Origin of the sequence: Corynebacterium stercoris (genome assembly GCF_024160105.1) — a bacterium.
Lineage (GTDB): Bacteria > Actinomycetota > Actinomycetes > Mycobacteriales > Mycobacteriaceae > Corynebacterium > Corynebacterium stercoris.
Map to the genome: position 1 here is coordinate 272,599 of NZ_JAMFTQ010000001.1, position 22,154 is coordinate 294,752.

The 22,154-nt window shown below is 67.9% G+C and carries 20 protein-coding genes; 4 read left to right on the forward strand and 16 right to left on the reverse strand.

The window, feature by feature from the left end:
- The first annotated feature begins 39 nt into the window (after positions 1-39).
- Entirely contained in the window at positions 40-1,218 is a 1,179-nt protein-coding gene (locus tag M5J20_RS01325) for a glycoside hydrolase family 3 protein (RefSeq protein WP_253575605.1), read from the forward strand.
- Here M5J20_RS01325 and pdxY (M5J20_RS01330) read toward each other — a convergent pair.
- The 11 genes from pdxY (M5J20_RS01330) to M5J20_RS01380 form a co-directional block, all read right to left on the reverse strand.
- Positions 1,215-2,033: a pyridoxal kinase gene (gene pdxY / locus M5J20_RS01330; protein ID WP_253575607.1), complete on the reverse strand. Its 819-nt coding sequence runs from the start codon at positions 2,031-2,033 to the stop codon at positions 1,215-1,217. The two genes, M5J20_RS01325 and pdxY (M5J20_RS01330), sit on opposite strands and share 4 nt — an antisense overlap.
- A 197-nt stretch (positions 2,034-2,230) precedes the next feature.
- Positions 2,231-3,082, reverse strand: a complete 852-nt coding sequence (gene pdxY / locus M5J20_RS01335) for a pyridoxal kinase PdxY (RefSeq protein WP_253575609.1) — start codon at positions 3,080-3,082, stop codon at positions 2,231-2,233.
- A 23-nt stretch (positions 3,083-3,105) separates the two neighbouring features.
- Positions 3,106-4,428 (reverse strand): hemolysin family protein, encoded by a 1,323-nt coding sequence (locus tag M5J20_RS01340; RefSeq protein WP_253575611.1) that lies wholly within the window; start codon positions 4,426-4,428, stop codon positions 3,106-3,108.
- The gene (gene ybeY, locus M5J20_RS01345; protein WP_253575613.1) at positions 4,429-5,019 is read right to left on the reverse strand and encodes an rRNA maturation RNase YbeY; all 591 of its coding nucleotides are present in this window, start codon (positions 5,017-5,019) and stop codon (positions 4,429-4,431) included.
- Entirely contained in the window at positions 5,016-6,038 is a 1,023-nt protein-coding gene (locus M5J20_RS01350; protein WP_253575615.1) for a PhoH family protein, read from the reverse strand. The genes ybeY and M5J20_RS01350 overlap by 4 nt, the downstream gene beginning before the upstream one ends.
- Before the next feature lie 11 nt (positions 6,039-6,049).
- Entirely contained in the window at positions 6,050-6,748 is a 699-nt protein-coding gene (locus M5J20_RS01355; protein WP_253575617.1) for a 16S rRNA (uracil(1498)-N(3))-methyltransferase, read from the reverse strand.
- Complete coding sequence (dnaJ, locus tag M5J20_RS01360; protein ID WP_253575619.1) at positions 6,748-7,884, reverse strand: molecular chaperone DnaJ; 1,137 nt, start codon at positions 7,882-7,884, stop codon at positions 6,748-6,750. Before dnaJ ends, M5J20_RS01355 begins: the two co-directional genes overlap by 1 nt.
- Positions 7,885-7,932: 48 nt before the next feature.
- Positions 7,933-8,949 carry a heat-inducible transcriptional repressor HrcA gene (hrcA, locus tag M5J20_RS01365; protein WP_253575621.1) on the reverse strand — a complete coding sequence of 339 codons (1,017 nt, stop codon included), beginning with the start codon at positions 8,947-8,949 and terminating at the stop codon, positions 7,933-7,935.
- A gap of 32 nt (positions 8,950-8,981) precedes the next feature.
- A complete protein-coding gene (hemW, locus tag M5J20_RS01370) occupies positions 8,982-10,100 on the reverse strand; it encodes a radical SAM family heme chaperone HemW (protein ID WP_253575623.1) in 1,119 nt (372 codons plus the stop codon).
- A 10-nt stretch (positions 10,101-10,110) separates the two neighbouring features.
- Positions 10,111-10,779 (reverse strand): hypothetical protein, encoded by a 669-nt coding sequence (locus M5J20_RS01375; RefSeq protein WP_253575625.1) that lies wholly within the window; start codon positions 10,777-10,779, stop codon positions 10,111-10,113.
- An 83-nt stretch (positions 10,780-10,862) separates the two neighbouring features.
- The gene (locus M5J20_RS01380; RefSeq protein WP_253575627.1) at positions 10,863-12,701 is read right to left on the reverse strand and encodes an AMP-dependent synthetase/ligase; all 1,839 of its coding nucleotides are present in this window, start codon (positions 12,699-12,701) and stop codon (positions 10,863-10,865) included.
- A gap of 66 nt (positions 12,702-12,767) precedes the next feature.
- Between M5J20_RS01380 and malQ the strand changes: the two genes are divergently transcribed.
- Positions 12,768-14,897, forward strand: coding sequence for a 4-alpha-glucanotransferase (malQ, locus tag M5J20_RS01385; protein WP_253575629.1), 2,130 nt, complete (start codon positions 12,768-12,770; stop codon positions 14,895-14,897).
- A gap of 2 nt (positions 14,898-14,899) precedes the next feature.
- On the opposite strand, the gene M5J20_RS01390 is transcribed toward malQ, so the two are convergent.
- Genes M5J20_RS01390 through M5J20_RS01400 form a run of 3 tightly spaced genes read right to left on the reverse strand, consistent with a single transcriptional unit; the run spans position 14,900 to position 17,960 of the window.
- Positions 14,900-15,040, reverse strand: coding sequence for a hypothetical protein (locus M5J20_RS01390; RefSeq protein ID WP_253575631.1), 141 nt, complete (start codon positions 15,038-15,040; stop codon positions 14,900-14,902).
- A gap of 6 nt (positions 15,041-15,046) precedes the next feature.
- Positions 15,047-15,988: a trypsin-like serine protease gene (locus M5J20_RS01395; RefSeq protein WP_253575633.1), complete on the reverse strand. Its 942-nt coding sequence runs from the start codon at positions 15,986-15,988 to the stop codon at positions 15,047-15,049.
- Between the two features lie 10 nt (positions 15,989-15,998).
- Complete coding sequence (locus tag M5J20_RS01400) at positions 15,999-17,960, reverse strand: M3 family metallopeptidase (protein ID WP_253575635.1); 1,962 nt, start codon at positions 17,958-17,960, stop codon at positions 15,999-16,001.
- 25 nt (positions 17,961-17,985) lie between these two features.
- On the opposite strand from M5J20_RS01400, the gene M5J20_RS01405 reads away from it, so the two are divergent.
- Both M5J20_RS01405 and M5J20_RS01410 read left to right on the forward strand, forming a co-directional pair.
- Positions 17,986-19,209, forward strand: a complete 1,224-nt coding sequence (locus tag M5J20_RS01405; protein WP_253575637.1) for a carboxylesterase family protein — start codon at positions 17,986-17,988, stop codon at positions 19,207-19,209.
- Positions 19,210-19,230: 21 nt separating this feature from the next.
- On the forward strand, positions 19,231-21,045 hold the full coding sequence (locus tag M5J20_RS01410) for an ABC transporter ATP-binding protein (protein WP_253575638.1): 1,815 nt from the start codon (positions 19,231-19,233) through the stop codon (positions 21,043-21,045).
- Here the strand turns inward: M5J20_RS01410 and idi are convergent.
- Positions 21,023-21,574 (reverse strand): isopentenyl-diphosphate Delta-isomerase, encoded by a 552-nt coding sequence (idi, locus tag M5J20_RS01415; RefSeq protein ID WP_253575639.1) that lies wholly within the window; start codon positions 21,572-21,574, stop codon positions 21,023-21,025. The two genes, M5J20_RS01410 and idi, sit on opposite strands and share 23 nt — an antisense overlap.
- Positions 21,574-22,131, reverse strand: coding sequence for a hypothetical protein (locus M5J20_RS01420; protein WP_253575640.1), 558 nt, complete (start codon positions 22,129-22,131; stop codon positions 21,574-21,576). Before M5J20_RS01420 ends, idi begins: the two co-directional genes overlap by 1 nt.
- Positions 22,132-22,154: the final 23 nt, after the last annotated feature.

Here is a 22,154-nt window from a genome sequence, read left to right on the forward strand (position 1 = left end):
GTTGTGGGCGATGAGGTGTTGCAGGGAGCGTCGGCAAGCGTGGAAGCACTGCCCTCGACGCGGGGCATGACCGCGACGTTCGATTTCGAGCTGATCGAGCGCTACGGCGAGGTTCTCGCCGCCGAGGCCAAGCGGAGCGGCGAGGACGTGGCCGCGGCGCCGCCGATGCGCCTGCCCGGCGGCTTTTCGGAGGATCCGTTCCTCACAGGCGTGATGGGCAAGCACCTGATCATGGGCATCCAGGCCGCGGGCGTGCGCGCGGCGACGGGCCTTCCTGCCGGCGATCCGCGCAACCTCATCCCCTACGAGATGGCGGTGAAGGACGGCCAGGTCGCGTGCGTCACCGCCGAGCATCCGCTTCTCGACGATTGGGGATTCCGCGGCTCGGTCATTCCCAACGCGCCGGTTCCGCGAGTGGAAGGGCACGCCGAGGTCGCCCGCATGCTGGCCGGGCGCACCATCACTCTCCTGAAGAACGACGGCGCCCTGCTCCCCCTCTCCCCCGACATCGCCGGTCGCATCCTCGTCCTCGGGCCGCCGATGTTCGCCGAGGGTGTGCGCGAAGTGCTCGCGGAACTCGGTGCCGAGAATCCGGTGGTGACCGATCCTTCCGCCGAGGCCGACACCGTGATCGCGGTCGGCTCCGATGCCGTCCCCGGCGCCATCGTGGTCCTGACCAGCGCCGATCCCGCGGACACCCCGTGGCTCGACGACGTTCCCGCCGTCCTCGAGTGCTACCACCCCGGCCAGCAGGGCGGCCGCGCGCTCGCCGACGTGCTCTTCGGCACCGTCACCCCCTCCGGCAAGCTGCCCGCCGCGTACCCGGCGTTCCCCTTCGGCTTCGGCCTCAGCTTCACGACGTTCGATGTCCACACCCCCGAAGTCACCCAGACCGGCCGCTTCGTCGTCGTGAATGTGCCCGTGACCAACACGGGCTCCGTCGCCGGAGGCGAAGTGCCGCAGGTCTACGCCGACATCCCCGTCGCCTCTTCTGCGGGTGGCGCGGTGGAGCGCCGCCTCGTCGGGTTCCGACGCGTCGAGCCGGCCCCCAGCGAGACCGCCGTCGCCGTCATCGAGATCGACGCCGCGTGGCCCAACCACCCCTTCAGCCGGTGGGACGACGAGGCGCGCGAGTGGGTCCTAGCCGAGGGCGACATCGTCCTCCACATTGGCACCTCCGCCGCCGACCTGCCCTACACCGCCACCGTGCGGTTCTAGATCGCGCGCGGCTCGAATCTCGACCGCGGCGCGACGAGCAGCTCCTGCTTCTCGACCAGCGGCAGCTCCTCCAGCCCGCGGTCGCGCACCTCGGTCACGATGTCGAACATCGTCCCCGCCACGTGGCGGAGCCGCTCGGCCCGCGGCTTGCGTTGGAGGGCGGTGTACAGTGCCGTCGCCAAGTCGCCCGCGCCGACGACGTTGCCGCCGAGCCGCGGTGTCTCCACCAGCAGCGCCTCTTCGGGCGTGATGTCCAGCATGCCGAGTGTCGCATCCGCGTGGGATCCAATCGAGGTAACCAGCGCGTGGTTCCTGAGGCTGCGTGCCGCCGCCGCTGTCTCCTCCGGCGAGCTCAACTCAGCGCCTGTGAGCAGGGATAACTCCCACTGGTTGGGGGTGATGGCGTCGGCAAGCGGAATGAGGCGCTCGCAGAAGACGCCGGGGATTTCGGGTGCGACGAAAGACCCGATCTGGGCGTTGCCGATCACCGGATCGCAGACGTAGAGCGCGTCCGGGTTCGCCTCCTTGACGCGGCGTACCGCGTCCTCCACCACCGCCGCGAGCTCTGCGGAGCCGAGATAGCCGGTCAAAATCACATCTACCTGGTCAAACGCGAAGGACATCCCGTCGAGGACATCCGCGACCTGATCCGGAGTCATCACGGGCCCGCGCCACGACGGGTATTCGGTGTGGTTGGAGAAATTGACAGTGTAGACCGGCCAGACCTCGCAGCCCAGGCGCTGCATGGCGAACACGGCGGCGGAGTTGCCCACGTGGCCGTACGCCACTGCAGACTGGAGGGAGATGATGTTCACGCTTCGACGATACAAGCCGGGTTCCGGCGCGCCGCCCACTGGTGCGCAGCCCAGGCACTGCCAATTGCTACGCCAACTGCTTTGTGCCCGGCCCGCGCCCCCCCTTTGCGCTGAGAGCTCCACCTGCAGCCGTGCACTTGGAGCTCTCAGCGTGGGGGCAGGGTCGGGCGCGCGCAGGAAGGGAAGCTGTGAGCGACCTAGAGGGCCTCGACGGTGAACTGGAGCTGCGGGTTCGCGTAGAAGTCCTGGGCCTCGACCAGCTTGAGCTCGGGGGAGTCGGCCTCGTGGGTGATGCGCAGGAGGTCGTAGACGGAGGACGCTGTGCGAGCCAGGGCGTCGGCAGCATCGCCGGACTCGATGTAGTGGCCGGTGAAGAGGGCGGCGGTCACGTCGCCGGAGCCGTTGCGCTTGAAGGGGATGCGCGGGGTCTGGACGATCCATGCGCCCTTGTCGTCCACGGCGAGCATCTCGATCGTGTCTACCGGTGCATCCGGGCGCTCCACGGAGGTAACCAGCACGGTCCGCGGGCCCATCTCGCGGGCGGCGTCGACGGCTGCGAGGGTGGAGTCGAGGTCGGTCACATCGCGCTCGGTGAGGTAGCCCAGCTCGAACTGGTTCGGGGTGATCAGATCCGCCACGGGCACCACACGGTCGCGCAGCAGGGGCGGGATGGTGTCCGCCACGTGGCAGCCGGACTTGGCGTTGCCCATCACCGGGTCGCAGGCGTAGATGGCGTGCGGGTTTTCGGCCTTGACCTTGGCAACCGCGTCGATGATCACGTCGGCGATGTCGTCTCCTCCCTGGTAGCCGGACAAAATTGCGTCGATACGCGAAAAAGCCCCGCGCTCCCCGATGCCCGTGATGACCTCGGCCACGTCGGCGGCCGGGATCATCGGGCCCTTCCACGCACCGTAGCCGGTGTGGTTGGAGAAGTTCACGGTGTAGACCGGCCAGACCTCGTGGCCGATGCGCTGCAGCGGGAAGACGGCGGCCGAGTTGCCAACGTGGCCGTAGGCGACGGCGGATTGGATGGAGAGGATGTGTTTCATGGGGCCATTGTGCCCCTGCCTGCTTACGCCTCGGGAATCGGGGCGGGCTCGAGCGCCTCCGGCACCGTCACGAGCACCGAGCGGGTTTTCACGCGGCCGCGGCGGTCGCGACCGCCCTCGGCGGTGTACGTCAGGCCGTTCATGGTGATGGAGGCCCCCGGCAGGGGCACGCGGCCGAGTTCGTAGGAGAGCAGGCCCGCGACGGTGTCGACGGAATCGACCACCTCATCGTCGTAGACCAGCTCGAAGTCGAGGTAGTCGGCGAGATGGTCCACCAGGTCGTCGAGCGGCAGGCGCGCCTGGACGCGCAAGGTGCGCTCCCCGACCGGCTCGATCGGGGCGGCCTCGTCCTCGTCGTACTCGTCGGTGATCTCGCCGACGATCTCTTCGAGCAGGTCCTCCATGGTGAGCAGGCCTGCGACGCCGCCGTACTCGTCGATGACGATGGCGATGTGGGTGTTCAACCGCTGCATCTCCTTGAGCAGCACGTCGAGCGGCTTGGAGTCGGGCACGAAGAGCGGCTCGCGGATCGTCTTGGTCACGGGGCTGGCCGGGTCGATGGGCGCGCCGTCCTCCCCGAACATGTCCTTCAGGTAGGCAACGCCGAGGATCTCGTCGACGGTCTCGCCGATCACGGGCACGCGGGAGTGGCCGGAGCGCACCATGAGGCGCGTCGCCTGGGCCGCGGACTTGTCCTCCTCGATCCAGATCATCTCTGGGCGCGGCACCATCACCTGGCGCGCGTGCGTGGAGGCGAGGTCGAAAATGTTCTGGATCATGCGGCCTTCGGTGGTCTCCACCACGCCCTGCTCCTGAGCGATGTCCACCATCTCGCGCAGCTCCACCTCGGTGGAGTACGGGCCGTCGCGGAAGTCCTCGCCCGGGTGGAAGATGTTGCCCACCCGGATGAGCAGGCCGGAGAGCGGGCCGAGAATGGTGTGGAACGCCGCCAGCCACTGCGCGGCGCGCAGCGAGATCGTGTACGGGTTGCGCTTGCCCGCGGTGCGGGCGAAGACGCCGATGATGCCGAACTGCAGGAGCGTCACCGAAGCGACGGCGGCGGTGATCGCCCACGCATCCGAGTCGATGAGATCCATGGCCAGCATCGCGGCGAACACAGCGGCGACCACGTCCAGAATGGTGCGCAGCATCACCAGGGTGTTGACGTGGCTGGCGCGCGCGTCGACAACGCGCAACAGTGCCCGGGCGCCGGCGACCTCGTCCTTGACCATGCCCTCCACGCGCGCCCGGGAGATCGGGGTGAGCGCGGACTCCACCGACCCGAGCAGGCCGGAAAGGAGCAGTGCGACGACGGTTGTGACCGCGTATGCGGCGGTGAATTCCACCTAGTCCTCCGCCTCGCGCTCGGATGCCTCGCGCGCTCGCATCAGCTTGTCCAGCTCGTCGCGGTCAGCGGCGGAGGGAAACGCGTGCGCGCCGGTCGGCTTCGGCTGGTATTCCACGCCGCGCGCGGCCAGCGAGTCGTACCAGTCCGCCAAGATTTCGTTCTGCAGCGCGAACATCTCGCGCTCATCCTCCGGCGCGATGTGGTCGTAGCCGAGGAGGTGCAGCACCCCGTGCACGGTGAGCAGCGCCAGCTCGTGTGCGAGATCGTGGCCGGCCATCTCCGCCTGCTTGCGGTCGTACGCCGGGCACAGGATGATGTCGCCGAGCATCGCGGCGCCGAACGGGGATGCGTCAGGGCGGCCGCCGCCGGGTGTGAGCTCATCCATCGGGAAGCTCATCACGTCCGTCGGGCCCTCCAGGTCCATCCAGCGCACGTGGAGGTCCGCCATAGTCGGCTCGTCGACGAGCGTGATGGTCGCCTCGGTGTCCGGGTGGACATCCATCGCTGTGAGGGCGAAAGAGCAGACGTCGACAAGCATTTCCTCGTTGACGTCGCCCTCGCCGGACTCGTTCAGGACTTCGATGCTCACTGCGCTGCTTCCTCCTCGCGCTCGCGCTCCAGTTCGCGCTGGCGCTTCTCGTAGCGCGCCGCGTTCTGCGCGTCGTGCTTGTCGTAGGCGGCGACGATGCGGGAGATCAGGTGGTGGCGCACCACGTCGTTGCCGCTGAGCTCCTCGAAGTGGATGCCCTCGATCTCGCCCAAGATGCGGCGGGCCACGCGCAGGCCGGACACGGTGCCGCGCGGCAGGTCCACCTGGGACACGTCGCCCGTGACCACCATCTTCGAGCCGAAGCCGAGGCGGGTGAGGAACATCTTCATTTGGGCGCCGGTGGTGTTCTGCGCCTCATCGAGGATCACAAAGGCGTCGGAAAGCGTGCGCCCGCGCATGTAGGCCAGCGGCGCGACCTCGATGATGCCGGCCTCGATGAGTTTCGGGATCATCTCCGGGTCCAGCATGTCCCGCAGCGCGTCGTAGAGCGGGCGCAGGTACGGGTCGATCTTGTCGCTCAAGGTGCCGGGAAGGAAACCCAGCTTCTCCCCCGCCTCCACGGCCGGGCGAGTCAGAATGATGCGCTTGACCTCTTTATTCTGCAGCGCCTGCACCGCCTTAGCCACGGCGAGGTAGGTCTTGCCGGAACCGGCGGGGCCGATGCCGAACGTAATCGTGTTCTCGTCGATCGCGTCCACGTAACGGCGCTGACCTGCCGTCTTCGGGCGGATCACCTTCCCCTTGCGCGCCACGATCTCGGCGCCGAGAATGTCCGCCACGGATTCGGGCGCCTCGGTTTCCATGATGCGGGTGGCGTGCACCACGGTGTCCGCGGTGATCGGCACGCCGCGCCGCGCCATCGATTCCAGCTCGTCGAGCACGCGCAGCACGTACGCCACGTCGTGGTCTGCGCCGCGCACCGTCACCGTGGTGCCGCGGGCGTGAATATCCGCGGGGTGGTGCTGGTTGAGCACCCGCAGGTTCTCGTCGTTAATCCCGAGCACGGACTGGGCGTAGGCCGAATCCAGCTCGATTTTGCGGGTGACCAGTTCTTCCATGGCACTCAAGGCTACCAGCGCCCACTCAGCGCGCCGATCGCGGCGAGACCCGCGAACGCGGCGCTCGCCGTGCGCAGCACCTCAGGCCCGAGCCGCACCGGCGTGCCGCCGATGAGCGCCAGCTCGTCCTCGCCGATGCCGCCCTCCGGGCCGACGATCAACCAGATGTCCTCCGCGAGCTCCACGTCGCGGACAGACACCTCGGCGTCCTCGTGGAGCACCAGGGCCTGCACACCGCGCGTCAGCTCCGCGAGCTGGTTCGTGGTCACTGGCTCGCGCACCTCGGGCACCCACGCACGACGCGCCTGCTTCGCGCTCGCCGCGGCCTGGTTGCGCCACTTCTCCACCTGCTTGGCCTGCTTGTTCTCGGGCCAGCGGGCGATGGTGCGGTGACTGATCCACGGCACGACCGCGTCCGCCCCGCCCTGCACCGCCAGGTCGACGGCGAGTTCCGCGCGCTCGGACTTCGGGATGGCCTGCACCACGGTCACGCGCGGGCTCGGCGCCGGCACCCGGGTCTGTGCGACCACGCCGCCCCGGACTTCGCTTTTCGACGCCTGCGTCACCTCTACCTCAACGGCCAGCCCGGTGCCGTCGGTAAGCATGATGCGCTCGCCGGGCGCGATGCGCTTAACGTGCGCGTGCGCGGCCTCCGGCCCGGTGAGGACGCCGGAGAGCGGGTCGGGGGTGAGGAAGTACGGCAGCGACACTAGCGGCGGAACCTGTCGCGCATCCGGGAGAAAAAGCCCTCGTTGGCGGCGCCGCCCTCGGTGTGCACCTCGGTGCTGTCCGGGCAGCCGTCGCGCAGGTCCTCGAGCGCGGCGCGCTCCTGGTTGCTCAACTCAGTGGGCACCGTGACCTGGACGTGGGCGATCAGATCGCCGAAGCGGTCGGTGCGGATGAGCGGCATGCCCTCGCCTTCGAGGCGGACGGTCTCGCCCGGCTGGGTGCCGGCAGGAATCTCGATGGTGGTCTCGCCGCCCGCGAGGTTCTCCACGGTGATCTCGGTGCCGAGTGCGGCGTCGTACATCGGCACGTTGAGACGCAGCAGCAGGTCGGAGCCGTCGCGGACGAAGTAGGGGTGCGGTTCGGTGGTGACTTCCACATACAGGTCGCCGGCCGGGCCGCCGCCGTGACCGACCTCGCCCTGGCCGGCCATGCGGATGCGCATGCCGGTGGCAATGCCTGCCGGGATGTTCACCGTCAGGTCGCGGGTGGCGCGCACGCGGCCGTCGCCGGCGCACTGGCGGCAGGGGTCGGTGATGATTTCGCCGTAGCCGCGGCACTTCGGGCACTCGCGCGACATCATGACGTTGCCCAAGAAGGACTGCTGCACTTCCTGCACGGCACCGGCACCGTCGCAGTAATCGCACGTCACCGGCGCGGCCTTAGACTCGGAGCCGGTGCCCTGGCACTTCTCGCACAGCACGGCGGTGTCCACGGTGACGTGCTTCTTCACGCCCGTGTACGCCTCTTCGAGCGAGATGGTGGTGCGGAGCAGTGCGTCGTTGCCCTGCTGGACACGGGAGCGCGGCTCGCGGGCAGCTCCCCCGCCGCCGCCGAAGAACGCCTCAAAAATGTCGCCCAGGCCGCCGCCGAATCCCCCGGCGCCCGGCCCCATGCCGCCCTGCTCCATCGGGTCGCCGCCGCGGTCGACGATGCTGCGCTTCTGCGGATCCAGCAGCACCTCCTGCGCGAGGGAAATCTCCGCGAACTTCTCCGCGGCCTCCTCGGACGGGTTCACGTCCGGGTGGTACTTGCGCGCCAGACGGCGGTACGCCTTCTTAATGTCCTGTTCGGTGGCTTCCCGGTCCACACCGAGGATGCCGTAGTAATCCCGAGCCAAGTCTCCTACTTACCTTTCACACAATCTTTGTCCAGGCGGCGCGCGCCGCTATTCGCCTCGGAGGATGCGGCTGATGTATCTGGCCACCGTGGCAACCTTTTGCATGGTACCCGGGTAGTCCATATGGGTCGGCCCGACAACCCCGAGGCCGCCGAGCGCTTCCGCGCCGGCACCATATGCCGTAGTAACAATCGAGGCGCGGGAAAATTCCTCGTCCTCGTTCTCCCGGCCGATGCGCACCGACACGTGCTCGAGCTCCTGCGCGCTGGCCAGCAGCTTGAGCACCACCACCTGCTCCTCCAGCGCCGCAATCACGGACTGCAGGTCGCCCGCGCCGTGCAGCGTCAGGTTGCCGGCACCGGCGATGAGCAGCCGGTCCGCGGTATTCTCCACCAGCGTGTCAATGAGTACGGCTGTGGCGCGGTCCACCGCCGGGGCGAGGTCTGCCGGGGCGCGGGAGGACAAGGTGCTTAACGACGCCGCCGCTTCCCGCATCGTCTTGCCCACCAGCACGTCGTTGAGCAGAGTGCGCAGCTGCGCCACACCTTCGGCCGCAATCGGCGCCGACAGCTCCACGTTGCGCTGGTCCACGCGACCCGCGTCCGTGATCAGCACTAAAAGCAGGCGCGTTGCGGAGAGCGAGACCACCTCACAGTGCTTCACCCGGCTCACGTTCAGCGTCGGCAGCTGCACCACCGCGGCCTGGTTGGTCAGCTGCGCGAGCAGCTGCACCGAACGCCGCAGCACGTCCTCCATGTCCACGCCGTGTTCGAGGAAGTCGAGGATGGCGCGCCGCTCCGCCGCGGAAATCGGCTTCACGTCGTGCAGCGCGTCCACGAACGCGCGGTAGCCGGCCTCCGTGGGGATGCGCCCGGAGCTGGCGTGGGTCTGCTCGATGTAGCCCTGCTGCTCCAGCACGGCCATGTCGTTGCGGATGGTTGCGGGGCTGACCTTCAGCCCGTGCCGCTCCACGAGTGCTTTCGAACCGACCGGCTCCTGGCTGGCAATGTAGTCCGCGACAATCGCGCGCAACACCGCTCGGCGCCGGGCATCCGCCGCGCTCATTGGCACTCCCTTCCGTCGACTGCTAACCGATGTTACTCGGCGGCGAGGAGATCGGTAATGATGCCGTCGATAAGCAAACGCCCCTTTTCCGTCGGCGCGACGCGCTCCCCCGCCGTGAGCAGGCCCGCGCGCGCATGCTTCTCGACGATCGCTTCCGTCCCGCGCAGCAGCTCCGCCGGCACCCCCTCTCTGAGCCTCAGGCCCAGCATGACCTGCTCGAAGTGGTCCATATCGGGAGTAATGGTCTCGTTGCCGTCGATAGGCAACTGCCCCTCAGCGAGCATCGCGTTGTAGCGCTCGGGGCGCTTGACGTTGAAGAAGCGGGTCCCGCCGATGTAGCTGTGCGCGCCGGGGCCCGCGCCCCACCAGCGCCCGCCGCGCCAGTAGATGAGGTTGTGCCGGCACTCGCCGCCCGGGCGCGCCCAGTTGGAGACTTCGTACCAGTCGAAGCCGGCCGCCTCGAGGGTGTCCGCGATGAGTTCGTAGCGCTCCGCGTACGTGTCCTCCTCCGGCGGGGGCAATTCGCCGCGGCGGATCTTGCGCGCCATGGCGGTGCCGTCCTCGACAATCAGCGAGTAGGCGCTGACGTGGTCCACCCCGGTGGACAGCACTGCGTCGAGGGTGGCGCGCACGTCGTCGGTGGTCTCGGTCGGCGTGCCGTAAATCATGTCGAGGTTGACGTGCTCGAAGCCGGCGGCGAGTGCCTCCCTTGCGGCTGCGGTGGCGCGGCCCGGGGTGTGGCGGCGGTCCAGCACCTTGAGCACCGGCGTGGAGGCGGACTGCATGCCCAAGCTCACGCGGGTGAAGCCGTGGTCGAGCAGACCCGCGAAGTACTCGGGGCTGGTGGATTCCGGGTTGGATTCGGTGGTGATCTCCGCGCCCGGCGCGATGCCGAAACTGCCGCGGATGGCGCTTAGGATCCGGCCCAGCCCGTCGGCGCCGAGCAGGCTCGGGGTGCCGCCGCCAATAAATACAGTGTCCGCGGCGGGGAGCTCATGTTGCTGCGCCGCGAGTGCCAGTTCCCGCTCCAGCGCATCCAGGTAGGCGGCGTGGGAGGTGTCCACCTCGGTAGGTGTGTAGGTGTTGAAGTCGCAGTAGCCGCAGCGGGTGGCGCAGAACGGTACGTGGACGTAGACGCCGAAGGAATCCATACAGGAGACGCTACGCGCCCCGGCGGCGGCGCTTCGCAGCCACCTTGGCAACCACCGCGTCGATGCGGGCGCGTTCCTTCAGGAACTCCGGCGGGTTGCCGCCGCGCATGGTGCGGGTGAACGCCGGGTGGTCCTCGCACACCGTTTCAATCCAGCCCTCGGTAACTGCTTCCACCAGCTCGCCCACGCGGGCATAGAGGTGCGGCAGGCTCACAGCACCCAGTTCGCGCGCGACCATGTCGGTCTGCTCGAGCGTGTACTCCACCAGCTCGCCGAGGTGCTGCACCACGAGGTCGGTGCGCCCGGTCAGGGCATCCTGCATCGTCTGCACCGAGAACGGCGCCTGCAGGGGGAAGAGGTCCTCCAGGCCCTCGGCATCGAGCAGCTCCGGCTCCGGGATCTTCTCCTCGGGGCCGGCGGAGGCGGACAGCACGCCGGCGCGCATGCCGGACGTCAGTGCCTGGCGCAGGCCGATCAGCTCGCCGACGACGCGGCGCGCGTCCTGGCGGGCATCATCCACGATCTCAGAAAATTCGGCGAGGCAGTCGTCCGCAAGCTCACCGTCGTAATCCGCGATGGCCTCCGCGATGTGCTCGGTGTATTCCGCGACCTCGTCGCCGATGTTGTAGATCTCCTGGGTGAGCTCGCGGTGACGCAGCATGGCGGCAGTCTTGTGCACGCGGGACACCCCCTAGGTCGAGATCGTTAGCTACGGGGCAATGCTATGCGACGTCTCCGCGCCCGCCCCGCCGCCACGCCGAGCTAGCGCTGGTACAGCTTGTCGATGTCCTCCTGGAAGCGCTGGAACACTACGTTGCGCTTGACCTTCATCGTCGGCGTCATCTCGTCGTTCTGCTCGGAGAGGTCGCGGTCCAGGATGCGGAACTTCTTGATGGCCTCTGCGCGCGACACGGTGGCGTTGGCCATGTTGATCGCGTCCTGCACCTCCGCGCGCAGCGCCGGATCCTGGGCCAGCTCGGAGGTCTTGCGATTTGCCGGGATGTTGCGGTTGGCCTTCCAGCGCTTCAGCTCCTCCTCGTCCAGCGTCACCAGCACGCCGATGAACGGCTTGCCGTCGCCGACCACGAGCGCGTTGGAGATCAGCGGGTCCTGGCGGATGATCTCCTCCATCGGCCCCGGTGAGACGTTCTTGCCGCCGGCGGTGACAATGAGGTCCTTCTTGCGGCCCGTGATGCTCACGAAACCGTCCTCATCAACCTCGCCGAGGTCGCCGGTGTTGAACCAGCCGTCGTCGAAAGCCTCTTCGGTCGCCTCCGGGTTGCCCCAGTACTTGGTGAACACGCCCGGGCCCTTGAACTCGATCTCTCCGTCGTCGTTGATGCGCACCGAGTAGCCGTTGACCGGCTGGCCGACGGTGCCGATCTTGTGCGAGTGCTTGTTGTTCACGCAGCACGCTGCGGCGGTCTCGGTCAGCCCGTAGCCCTCGTAGATCGGCACACCCATGCCGCGGAAGAAGTGGCTCAGATCGGTGCTCATCGCGCTGCCGCCGGTGATGCCGTACCACACCGACCCACCGATGGCTTCCTTGATCTTGGAGTACACCAGCTTGTCGAAGATCTTCAGCTTGGCCTTCTGCACGCGCGACGGCCCCTCCGGCGTATCCAGCGCCTTCGAGTACTCGATTGCGGCCTTTTCCGCTTCCAGGAACATTCGCTTGCCGACGGCACTCCCGTCCGCCGCCTTGTTGTACGCCCCGTCGCGCACCTTCTCGAACACGCGCGGCACACCGAGCACCAGGTGCGGGCGCACGCGCTGCAGCTCAACCGTCAGCGTGGAGGTGTCGGACCAGTGCGTTTGCATTGCGCCGGAGATCGTCCACGCGATGGCCACGGCGCGCTGCAGCACGTGCGCCAGCGGCAAAAACGTCACCATGCGCTGGCCCGGGTAGGACACCTTGCCGATCTCGTTCTCCAGCAGCGCCCACGCCTGGTACGCCCAGTTGCCGTGGGTGATCTCGACACCCTTCGGGCGGCCGGTGGTGCCGGAGGTGTACACGATGGAGGCGAGGTGGTCCTGGCGAATGGCCGCAACGCGTTCGTCGACACGCGCCTGCGGCACGTCCCTGCCCTCGAACTTAATCGTCTCCACCCCGGCCGAGTTGAATTCGTAGATGCGCTGCAGCTGCGACGGGGAATCGTGGAACTGGGCCTTGCCGTGCTCGTCGCGCAGGAACGGGCCCATGAGCTGCGTGTGGTCGCGGGTTTCGGTGAACGCGATTTTCGCGCCGGAGTCTTCGAGGATCCACTGGATCTGGTGGAGGGAGCTCGTCGGGTAGACCGGCACGGAAGCGGCGCCCGCGGCCCAGACGGCGAAGTCCACCAGCTGCCACTCGTAGCGGGTGTTGGAGAGGATGGCGACGCGGTCCCCCGGCTCCACACCGGCGGCAATGAGGCCCTTGGCTACGTCGTAGACCTCCTGGAGGAATTCGCCTGCGGTGACGTTGACCCACTCGTAGTTGCGGGGACGCGAGAAGAGCACAATGTGCGGCTTTTCCGTGCACAGGTCGACAAGGCGACGCATGCAGTTGTCAGTGTCGCTGAGGGAAAAACCTAACTCTGTGGAGTAACTCTTCGACGGCATAAACGGCTATTTTACCCCTGGCCCCGCGCGCAGCCACCCGGAAGTTGGCTAAGCTCGCCTGTTGTGATGAACGGGGAACTTCTGCTCCAGCTCGCCGAGGCCTACGGCTTCGGCACCAGCTACCGCGCCTCGAACGGGCTGATCACAGCCCCACCCGAGCGCTCCTACGTCAAGCTGCTCCGCGCCTTGGGGCTTCCGCTTTCCGACGAACCGACGGACGAGGAACTCCAGTTCCACCTCCAAGCCCGCCGCCTGGAGCAGGCGACGCGGCCGCTGCCGGCCTGCGTTGTCGCCCCTGAGGGCGAGGAGCGTCACTTCAACGTCCACGTCCACGACGGCCACCCGGCGCACTGCTGGATCAAGCTGGAGGACGGCTCGTCGCGCGACGCCTACCAGGACGAGAATTGGGCCGCCCCGGTCACGGCCGAGGACGGCACCGTGTGGGGCGAGGCGACATTCCACGTCCCGGGCGATCTGCCCGTCGGCTGGCACGAGCTGCACCTGGAATCGGACAACTTTGAGGCCTCCTGCACGCTGCTCGTTGTGCCGGATACGTTGAGCTCCAACCAGGAGTACATCCACAACCCGGTGTGGGGCGTCATGGCCCAGCTGTACTCGGTGCGCTCCGAGCAGTCCTGGGGTGTGGGCGGCTTCGAGGACCTCGGCCGCCTGGCAGAGGTGGTCGCCGCGGAGGGCGCAGATTACCTGCTGATCAACCCTGTCCACGCTGCGCAGCCGATCCCGCCGGTGGAGGATTCTCCTTACCTGCCCACCTCGCGCCGTTTCGTGAACCCGATCTACATCTCCGTCGAAGCGGTGCCGGAATTCCAGCGCCTCGACGAGGAGACCCGCGCCGAGATCGCCGAGCTGGTCGCACCGCTGAAAGTGATGAACACCACGAACGAGCCGCTCGACCGCAACACGGTCTTCGGCGTCAAGCTCGACGTGCTGCGCGAGCTGTTCTACATCGCCGCCGAGGACGAGGAACGCTCCCACGGTTTCGAGCTCTTCATCGCGGATGAGGGCGAGGGCCTCGAGGAGTTCGCCCGCTGGTGCGCCGAGCGCGCCGCCGACGCGGAAACCTCCCGCCACGGTGTCGACGGGGACTTGGAGGAGACCACCCGCTTCTACATGTGGCTGCAGTTCATCGCGGATGAGCAGCGCCGCATCGCCCAGGAGAAGGCGCTGGCCGCGGGCATGCAGATCGGCATCATGACCGACCTCGCGGTGGGCATCCACCCGGACGGCGCGGATGCCGCGACGCTCGCCGACGTCCTCGTCGCCGACGCGTCCGTGGGCGCCCCGCCGGACCAGTACTCCCAGCAGGGCCAGGACTGGTCCCAGCCGCCGTGGGACCCGCAAGCGCTCGCCGAGGCCGGGTATGGCCCGTGGCGCGACCTGCTGCGCACTGTGCTGCGTCACTCCGGAGGCATCCGCGTCGACCACGTGCTCGGCCTCTTCCGCCTCTTCTGGCTGCCGCGCATGGACACGCCTGCCGACGGCGCGTATATGAACTACGACTTCGAGGCGATGGTCGGCGTGCTCGTGCTCGAGGCTGAGCGCGCCGGCGCGGTCGTCGTGGGCGAGGACCTGGGCACCTTCGAGCCGTGGGTCCAGGACGTGCTGCGCGACAAGGGCATCTTGGGCACCACCGTGCTCTGGTTCGAATCAACCCCGTGGGATAACTCCCCGTTGCCGTCGGATCAATACCGCAACCTGTCGCTCACCGCCGTCGGCACGCATGACCTGCCGCCCACGGCCGGCTACCTCAAGGGTGCGCACAACGCTTTGCGCCACGACCTGGGGCTGGTGCAGGAATCGCTGGATGAGCTCAACGCGAACGACGCGGTGTGGATCAGCCAGGTGCTGCGCGCCGCTCAGGCGGAGGGCGCGTTCGGCGGCACGACGCTCGAGGACGTGGACTTCCTCGACCGCGACCTGGGCGAGTACGAGGACACCGAGGCACTGCTCGTGGGGCTCACCCGCTTCATCGCGTCCACCCCGTCCGCGATGACCTGCACGAACCTGGTTGACATGGTGGGCGACGAGCGGATTCAGAACCAGCCGGGCACAAATTCGGAGCAGTACTCGAACTGGTGCATTCCGCTGACCGACGCACGCGGCAACGCCGTGCTCATCGAGCACCTCGCCGAGTCCGACCTGTTCCACAAGGTGGCGCAGGCGTCCCGCCGCTAGAGCTACAACGCCCCGACGATCGCGGCCACGATCACCAGGGCGATGAGCACCCACATGACCTGGGTGACTCGCGACCTGGGATACTTGCGCTGCGCTTTCGGCAGTTCTTGATCGCGGCGGCGCAGCTCTTCGGGGTTAGCCATAGGTCGCTATCGTAGACCACCCAGCACGGCACCCGCCGCGGCGGCCAGAATGCCGAGGACCGCCACGATGCCGACGATGATGCCCGCGATCTTCCCCGCATCGCCGGCTTCCTCCGGCAGGCGCTGCTTCACGGGGGGCTGCACCGGGTCGCTGTCCCCATATTCCGCACCCGGGACGTCTGCCTCCACGTCCTCCGGGTTGACCACGAGGTTCGGGATCATCGAGCGTCCGTAGCGCTCGAGCATGCGGGCGACCTGCTCGTTCTGCAAACGGGCACCGTCACCCAACGTCGTGGCGCGCTCGAGGCCCACCAGCGGGTTGTCGTTCGCGTCCGGGATCCAGCTCAGGCCGGAGAGCACGCCGACCGTGCCCTTGCCGGGCACGTACACCGGGCCGCCGGAGTCGCCGAAATCGGAAGCGACCGGTGCGTCGAAGAAGAAGGAGCTGCCGATCTTGCCCACGAGCTTGCCGCAGGAGGCCTTCGCCTGGGCACCGTGGGTGGCATAGCCGTGGTAGCAGATCTTCTCGCCGATGTTGACCTGCTCCACCCTGATGAAGTTCTCGCCGTAACCGTTCGGGCCGAGGCGCACGTTGTCGTACCACTCGATCACGGCCCAATCGTTGGAAAACTGGTCTGCGTCGAACTTCTTGGATGGCCGCAGCACACCCGCGGCGTGCGGGTAGACGTTGCCGGCGCGATCCGTGAGGAACACCTTCTCGCCGTCCCGGCCGCAGTGCGCGGCGGTGTAGCTCACACCGTCCTCGTGATCGTTGTAGCCGATGGTGCACTCGGAGCCTTCCCGCTCCTTGTAGCGGTCTTCGATGAAGATCTTCCAACCCTGGTTGGCGGTGTACTGCGGGGCGGGGGCGGCATCGGCGGGAACAACGGCGACGACAGGGGCGGCAAGGGCGCAGGCGACAGCTGCGGCGGCGAGGCGGGGGCGCATACCGCAGAACTTAATTCATAAGTTCGCTGCCCGCGAGGCCTCGGCGCACCAACAGCGGGCGCGTATCTTTGTCGCGCCCGCGGAAGTCGCGGTACGCCTCCGCGTAATCGCGCGACGCACCGACGGCCAGCACCGTGTCGCGGAACTTCTGGCCGGTCTCGCGGGTGATGCCCTGCTCCTCCACCAGCGTGTAGCCGTCGGCGTCGAGCGCCTCGGCCCACAGGTAGGAGTAGTAGCCGGCGGAGTAGCCGCCGCCGAAGATGTGGTTGAACCAGCTGGAGCGGTAGCGCGGCTCTAGGCCTTCCACGTCGAGGCCGACCTCGCGCAGCGCTTCCGCCTCGAACGCCTCGATGTCCTGGGGCACCTCGTCTTCCAGCGAGTGCCAGGCCAAGTCGATGGCGGAGGCGGCGAGGTACTCAGCCGTCGCAAAGCCTTGCCCGAACTGGCGCGCCTCGCGCACGGCGTCGAGCAGCTCGTCGGGGATCACCTCGCCGGTGTCCACGTGGCGGGCGTAGTTGCGCACGATCTCCGGCGCGAACGCGTAGTTCTCGTTGATCTGGCTGGGGAATTCCACCCAGTCGCGCGGCACGTTGGTGCCGGAGAGGGATGGGTAGCGGACGTCGGAAAGCAAGCCGTGCAGCGCGTGGCCGAACTCGTGGAACATGGTGGTCACGTCGTCGATGGTGAGCAGCTCGCTGCTGATGCTCATGACGTTGACCACCACCGGCTTCGTGCCGCGCAGGCGGGACTGCTCCATGAAGGTGCTCATCCAGGCGCCGCCGCGTTTCGACGGTCGCGCCGAGTAATCCGTCAGCAGCAGGCCGATGCCGGTGCCGTCCGCCTCCTTGACCTCCCACACGTCGACGTCGTCGCGGTAGCCTGCGAGGTCCTCCCGGCGGATCACGTCGATGCCGTAGAGGATCTTGGCGGCGTGGAAGACGCCGTCGACAAGCACCTGCTCCCTGGGGAAATACTTGCGCAGCTCGGCCTCGTTGAAGTCCAGCTCGGCCTCGCGGCGACGGGCCTCAAAGTACGGCCAGTCGGCGCCGTCGATGTCGTGGCCGGCGAGCTCCGCGGCGAGCTTGCGCTCCGCCTCGGCGTTCGCGGCTGCGGCGGGGGCCAGATCCGCCACCAGCGCGCGGGCCGCGTCGGCGGTGCCGGCGGTCTCCTCCGCGATGATGTAATCGGCGTGCGTCGTAAAACCCAGCAGCTTCGCGCGTTCTTGGCGCAGCGCGACGGACTCCAGAATCACGTCACGGTTGGATTCCACGCCGCGGGCGCGGGAGGCGTCGAAGAGCTTCTTGCGGGACTCGGCGTTGGTGAGCTCGGCCTGCAGCGACTGCGTCGTGGGCAGCTCGATCGGCACCTTGTACGCGCCGTCCTCCGCGAAGGCCTCGAGCTGGGCGTCGCTCAAGCCGTCCAGCTCCTCGCGCGTGAAGGTCACCGCGAGCTCCTTCGTGTCGGCGAGCAGGTTGCGGCCGAACAGCTCCGACAGCTCGGACAGGCGCTGGTTGATTTCCTGCAGGCGGGTCTTGCCGGCCGCGTCCAGCTTCGCGCCGCGGCGCTCGAAGCGGCGCAGCAGTAAATCGTGCAGGCGGCGGGACTCCTCGTCGTCCGGCGGGGTGACCTGCGTGAGGCGGCGGTACAGCTCCTCGTTCTGGTAGATCGAGTCGGTGTGCGCGGAAAGCTTCGGCACGATGCGGTCCGCCACCTCGTCGAACTCGTCGGTGGCGTCGGTGCCCTGCAGGTTGAAGAACCAGGACAACACGCGGTCCAGGTCTTGGCCGGCGAGCTCGAACGCCTCGACCGTGTTCGCCCAGGTCGGGGTGTCCTCGGTGAGGATGTCCGAGATCTCCGCGGCATGGGTGTGCAGCGCCTGATCGAAGGCGGGCTCCACGTGCTCCAGGCGGATGTTGGCGAAATCCGGGAGCTGGTACGGCAGGGTCGAGGGCGAAAGCAAGGGGTTAAGCATGGGCCCACTGTATAGAATCCGCCTCATGCCGCACACCGAAGTCACCTGCGCCGCCGGCACCATCGTCGGCACCACCGAAGACGGGGTGCGCCACTTCCACTCCGTCGAGTACTCGCGCATCCCCCGCGCCTTCGACGACCCGCGTCCTGCGGAGCAGGGGGTGCTTATCGACGCCACTTCCGAGCGCCCCGGCATCCCCGCCCTCTCCATCACGGCGCCGGCCGGAGCGAAAACCCTGGCCGACCTGCCGGTGCTCGTGTGGATCCACGGCGGCCGCTTCGAAAGCGGCGACCACACCGAGACCTTCTCCAATCCTGAAGGGTTCGCACGGGAAGGCGTCATCCATGTCCGCGTCGGCTACCGGCTGAAGTTCCCGGGGCTGCTCCCCTTCCCCACCGACCCGCCCGGGCACTACCGCGCCGTGGCCGACTGCGCCGCCGCCCTGACCTGGATCCAGCGCAACATCGAAGCCTTCGGCGGCGACCCGACCAACGTCACCGTGATGGGGCAGTCCGCCGGTGCCGCCATCGTGCTGTGGCTGGCCCGCCGCGACCACTACCGCGGCGAATTCCGCCGCGCGCTGGCCATGTCGCCCGCGTTTCCCCGCCGCGGTTTCGAGTCCCGCAAGTGGGCGGCGCGCGGGGCCATCGGCAAGCCGCTCACCCGCGACAGCCTCAACGAGCTCTTCGAGCACGACCCCGCCCGCGTCGAGCGCGCCTACCAGCGTTTCCGCACCCAGTACATCACCGACATGGCGCTCGGCCCTTACCCGCTCGACGCCGCGGAGCTCGCCGAAGTGCCCATCGTGCTCTCCGCCACCGACCAGGAGTTCTTCGACTCCGGCGCGCCCTTCGACCGCGCCGCGCTCTACCGCCTCCTCGGTCCCCGCCTGGATCTGAAACGCGAAGCCGCCAGCGACTACTTCGCCGCCGTGCAGCGCATCGCGCCGGGCCACCCCGCCGGCCAGCTCTTCAGCGACTCGCTGTGCCGCCGCTTCGTCGACCGCGTCGCCGAGGGCGCGCCGGGGCCGATCTACCTTGCCGAGCACGTCGGCGCCCGCCATTCCGAGGACCTCACGCCGATGTTCCGCGGCGCGCTTCACGAGTGGGTGCTGGGCTTCATCCGCTCCGGCAAGGTGGGCTGGGAGCGTTACGACGATCGCCGTCTCGCCGCCCGCCGAACCATGGACGGCAAGCTCGACATCGCCCACGACCCGTTCGGGTACCTGCGGGGGTGCTTCATCGACTAGCGGGCGGTATGGTGACCCGTCATGCAATCCGTGATCCGCGTCCTGCGCAGCGCCTCCACGCTGTGGCCCTACTACCTGGCCGTCGTGGTGGTGTCTTCGCTGGTGGCGGGTCTCAGTCTCGTCTCGCCGTTCCTGTTGCGCGAGGCGACCGACACCATCGTGGCCGGCGGCGCCGCGAGCCGCGTCGTGTGGCTCGCGGTCGCGCTGTTCGCGGCGGAGGCGTTGGCCTCGATCCTGCGCAACGTCTCGGGTTACCTCGGCGACGTGATGGTGGCGCGCATCCGCCAGATCCTGTCCACCAGGTATTTCGCCAAACTGCTGGCGCTGCCGCAGCGCTACTTCGACGATCAGGTCACGGGCACGATCATCGCGCGGCTGGACCGTTCCATCGCCAACGTCACGCAGTTCATCCAGTCTATTGCCAACAGTTTCCTGCCGATGATCCTGCAGGTTGTCGCCATTCTGGCCATCACCGGCTATTACTACTGGCCGCTCGCGATCCTGCTCGCGCTCCTCTTCCCGCTCTACACGTGGCTGACCGCCCTGACCTCCAAACGCTGGCAAGGCTGGGAGCAGGAGAAGAACGAGCACATCGACACCGGCAACGGCCGCTTCGCCGAGGTCGTCGGCCAGACGAAGGTCGCAAAGTCCTATGTCGCGGAGGTCCGCGAGCTGGACACCTTCGGTTCCCACTACCGGGCCACCGTCGAGCTCACCCGCCCGCAATCGCGCTGGTGGCACTCGATGGACACGCTGCGCGGCGTGGTGATGAACCTCATCTTCCTGGGCATCTATCTCATCCTTTTCCTCCGCACGCTGAGCGGCGAGTTCACCATCGGCGAGATGGTTATGCTCCTGCAGATGGTCACCATGGTGCGCCAGCCGGTAACCATGATGAGCTGGATCGTCGATTCCGCCCAGCGCGCCGTCGCCGGTTCCTGCTCCTACTTCAAGGTGATGGACGAGCCGGTAGAGCCCACCGCGAACGCCCAGCTCGTCGCCGCCACCGCCGCCAACGGCACGCCCGACCTCCGCCCGGTGCAGCACCGCCCTCTGCCGGTCGCCGAGCCGGTGGTTGCGCTGCAGGACGTCAGCTTCGCGTACACCCCCGGGGAGCCAGTGCTTCACGACGTCTCGTTCACAGCCCGCGAGGGCGAGAAGATCGCGCTGGTCGGCGAATCCGGCGGCGGCAAGTCCACCATCGTCAACCTGCTGCTGGGCCTCTACCCGATCTCCGAAGGCAGCCTCATCATTTGCGGCCGGGACGCGGCCACGCTGGGTGTGGAGGAGCTCCGCGCCTCAACGGGCGTGGTGTTCCAGGAACCCGCGCTGTTCTCGGGCAGCATCTTCGAAAACATCGCCTACGGCAAACCGGACGCGACGTTGGAGGAAGTCGTCGACGTGGCGAAGCGCGCCAATGCCCACGGGTTCATCTCCCAGTTCGCCGACGGCTACGACACCGTCATCGGCGAGCGCGGCCTGCGCCTCTCCGGCGGGCAGCGCCAGCGCGTCGCCGTCGCCCGCGCGATGCTCAAGGACGCTCCCATCCTCATCCTCGACGAGGCCACCTCCGCGCTGGACACCAAGGCCGAACGCGCCGTCCAGGCCGGGCTGGACGAGTTGATGAAGAACCGCACCACCATCATGATCGCGCACCGCCTGTCCACCATCGCGGATGTGGACACCATCATCACCCTGCGCGACGGCCGCATCGACGAGATTGGTTCCCCTGCCGAGCTCGCCGCCACCGACGGCATTTACGCGGAACTACTGCGCCTCACCGCGTCCTCGTCCGCAGCGGACCGGGAGCGGCTCAAGGCATACGGTTTCCGGTGATCGCGTCGCGCAGGCGCTGATCGGCAAGCTCCGCAACCAGCCACGGGGAGAACGCGAACGGGGTTGCGTCGGCTGCTGCGATGAGCTTTTCCGGAGCGACCCACGCGACGCTGTCCACCTCGGCCGGGTTCGGGGCGAGCTGTGCGTCTGGGTGTAGCCGGGCGACGTAGACGGGGCAGATCTCGTTCTCCACCACGCCCGAGGAATCGGCGGCGCGGTACTGGAACTCGGGCAGGATGCAATCGAGCGTCGAAAAGCAATCGTGCCCCAAGCCGAGCTCTGTGTGCGCGCGGCGCAGGATTGCGCCCTCCACTGCCTCGCCAGGCGCGGGGTGGCCGCAAAAGGAGTTCGTCCACACGCCCGGCCATGTGAGCTTGCTCAGGGCGCGGCGGGTGAGCAACAAGCCTTCCGGGCCGAGCACCCAGCAGGAAAACGCCAGGTGGAGCGGGGTGTCTGTGGTGTGGACGTCGCGCTTCGGGGCGGTGCCGATCGGGTTGCCAGCTGCGTCGAGCAGCACGACCTGCTCCATTAGTTGTTCAGGTTTCCCTCGAACGTGACGTTGCCGATGGTGAACTTGGCGTCCCACAGGTTGCCGGTGGACACGTCGAACGGGAACTTCGCGTTCACGGTCGCACCCGGGCCGAGCGGCATATCGAGGCCGACGATGTCCACGCCGGCCTCCTCGGCCGTCTTCAGCTCCGCGGTGCGGTACTCCTTGTTGCCCGCGTTCCACGTCAGGGTCGGGTTCAACGTGTCGGCGGGCATCGGCGCGTCCGACTCGTTTGTGATGGCGACGACAACAACGGACCCGCCGCCCGGCGCGTAGGACGTGCCCTGCCATTTATATGACAGCTCCATCGCCGGATCCTCGACGCGTTCGCCCTTGATCTCGTTCGTGGTGCTCGGCTCAACCTCTGCCACCGCGAACTCCTTCTCCGGGAGGCCGAGCGTGCTGGTCGGGGACACTTCCGCGTCCTCGGTGGGGGTTGCCTCCATGCCCTCGGAATTGTCGTCGTCGACAGGCCCGGTGCACGCCGCCAACGGGAAGATCAGCGCGAGTGCGGCAACTTTGAGGCGTTGAGACATGGGTGCCATCCTACAGTCCGCGT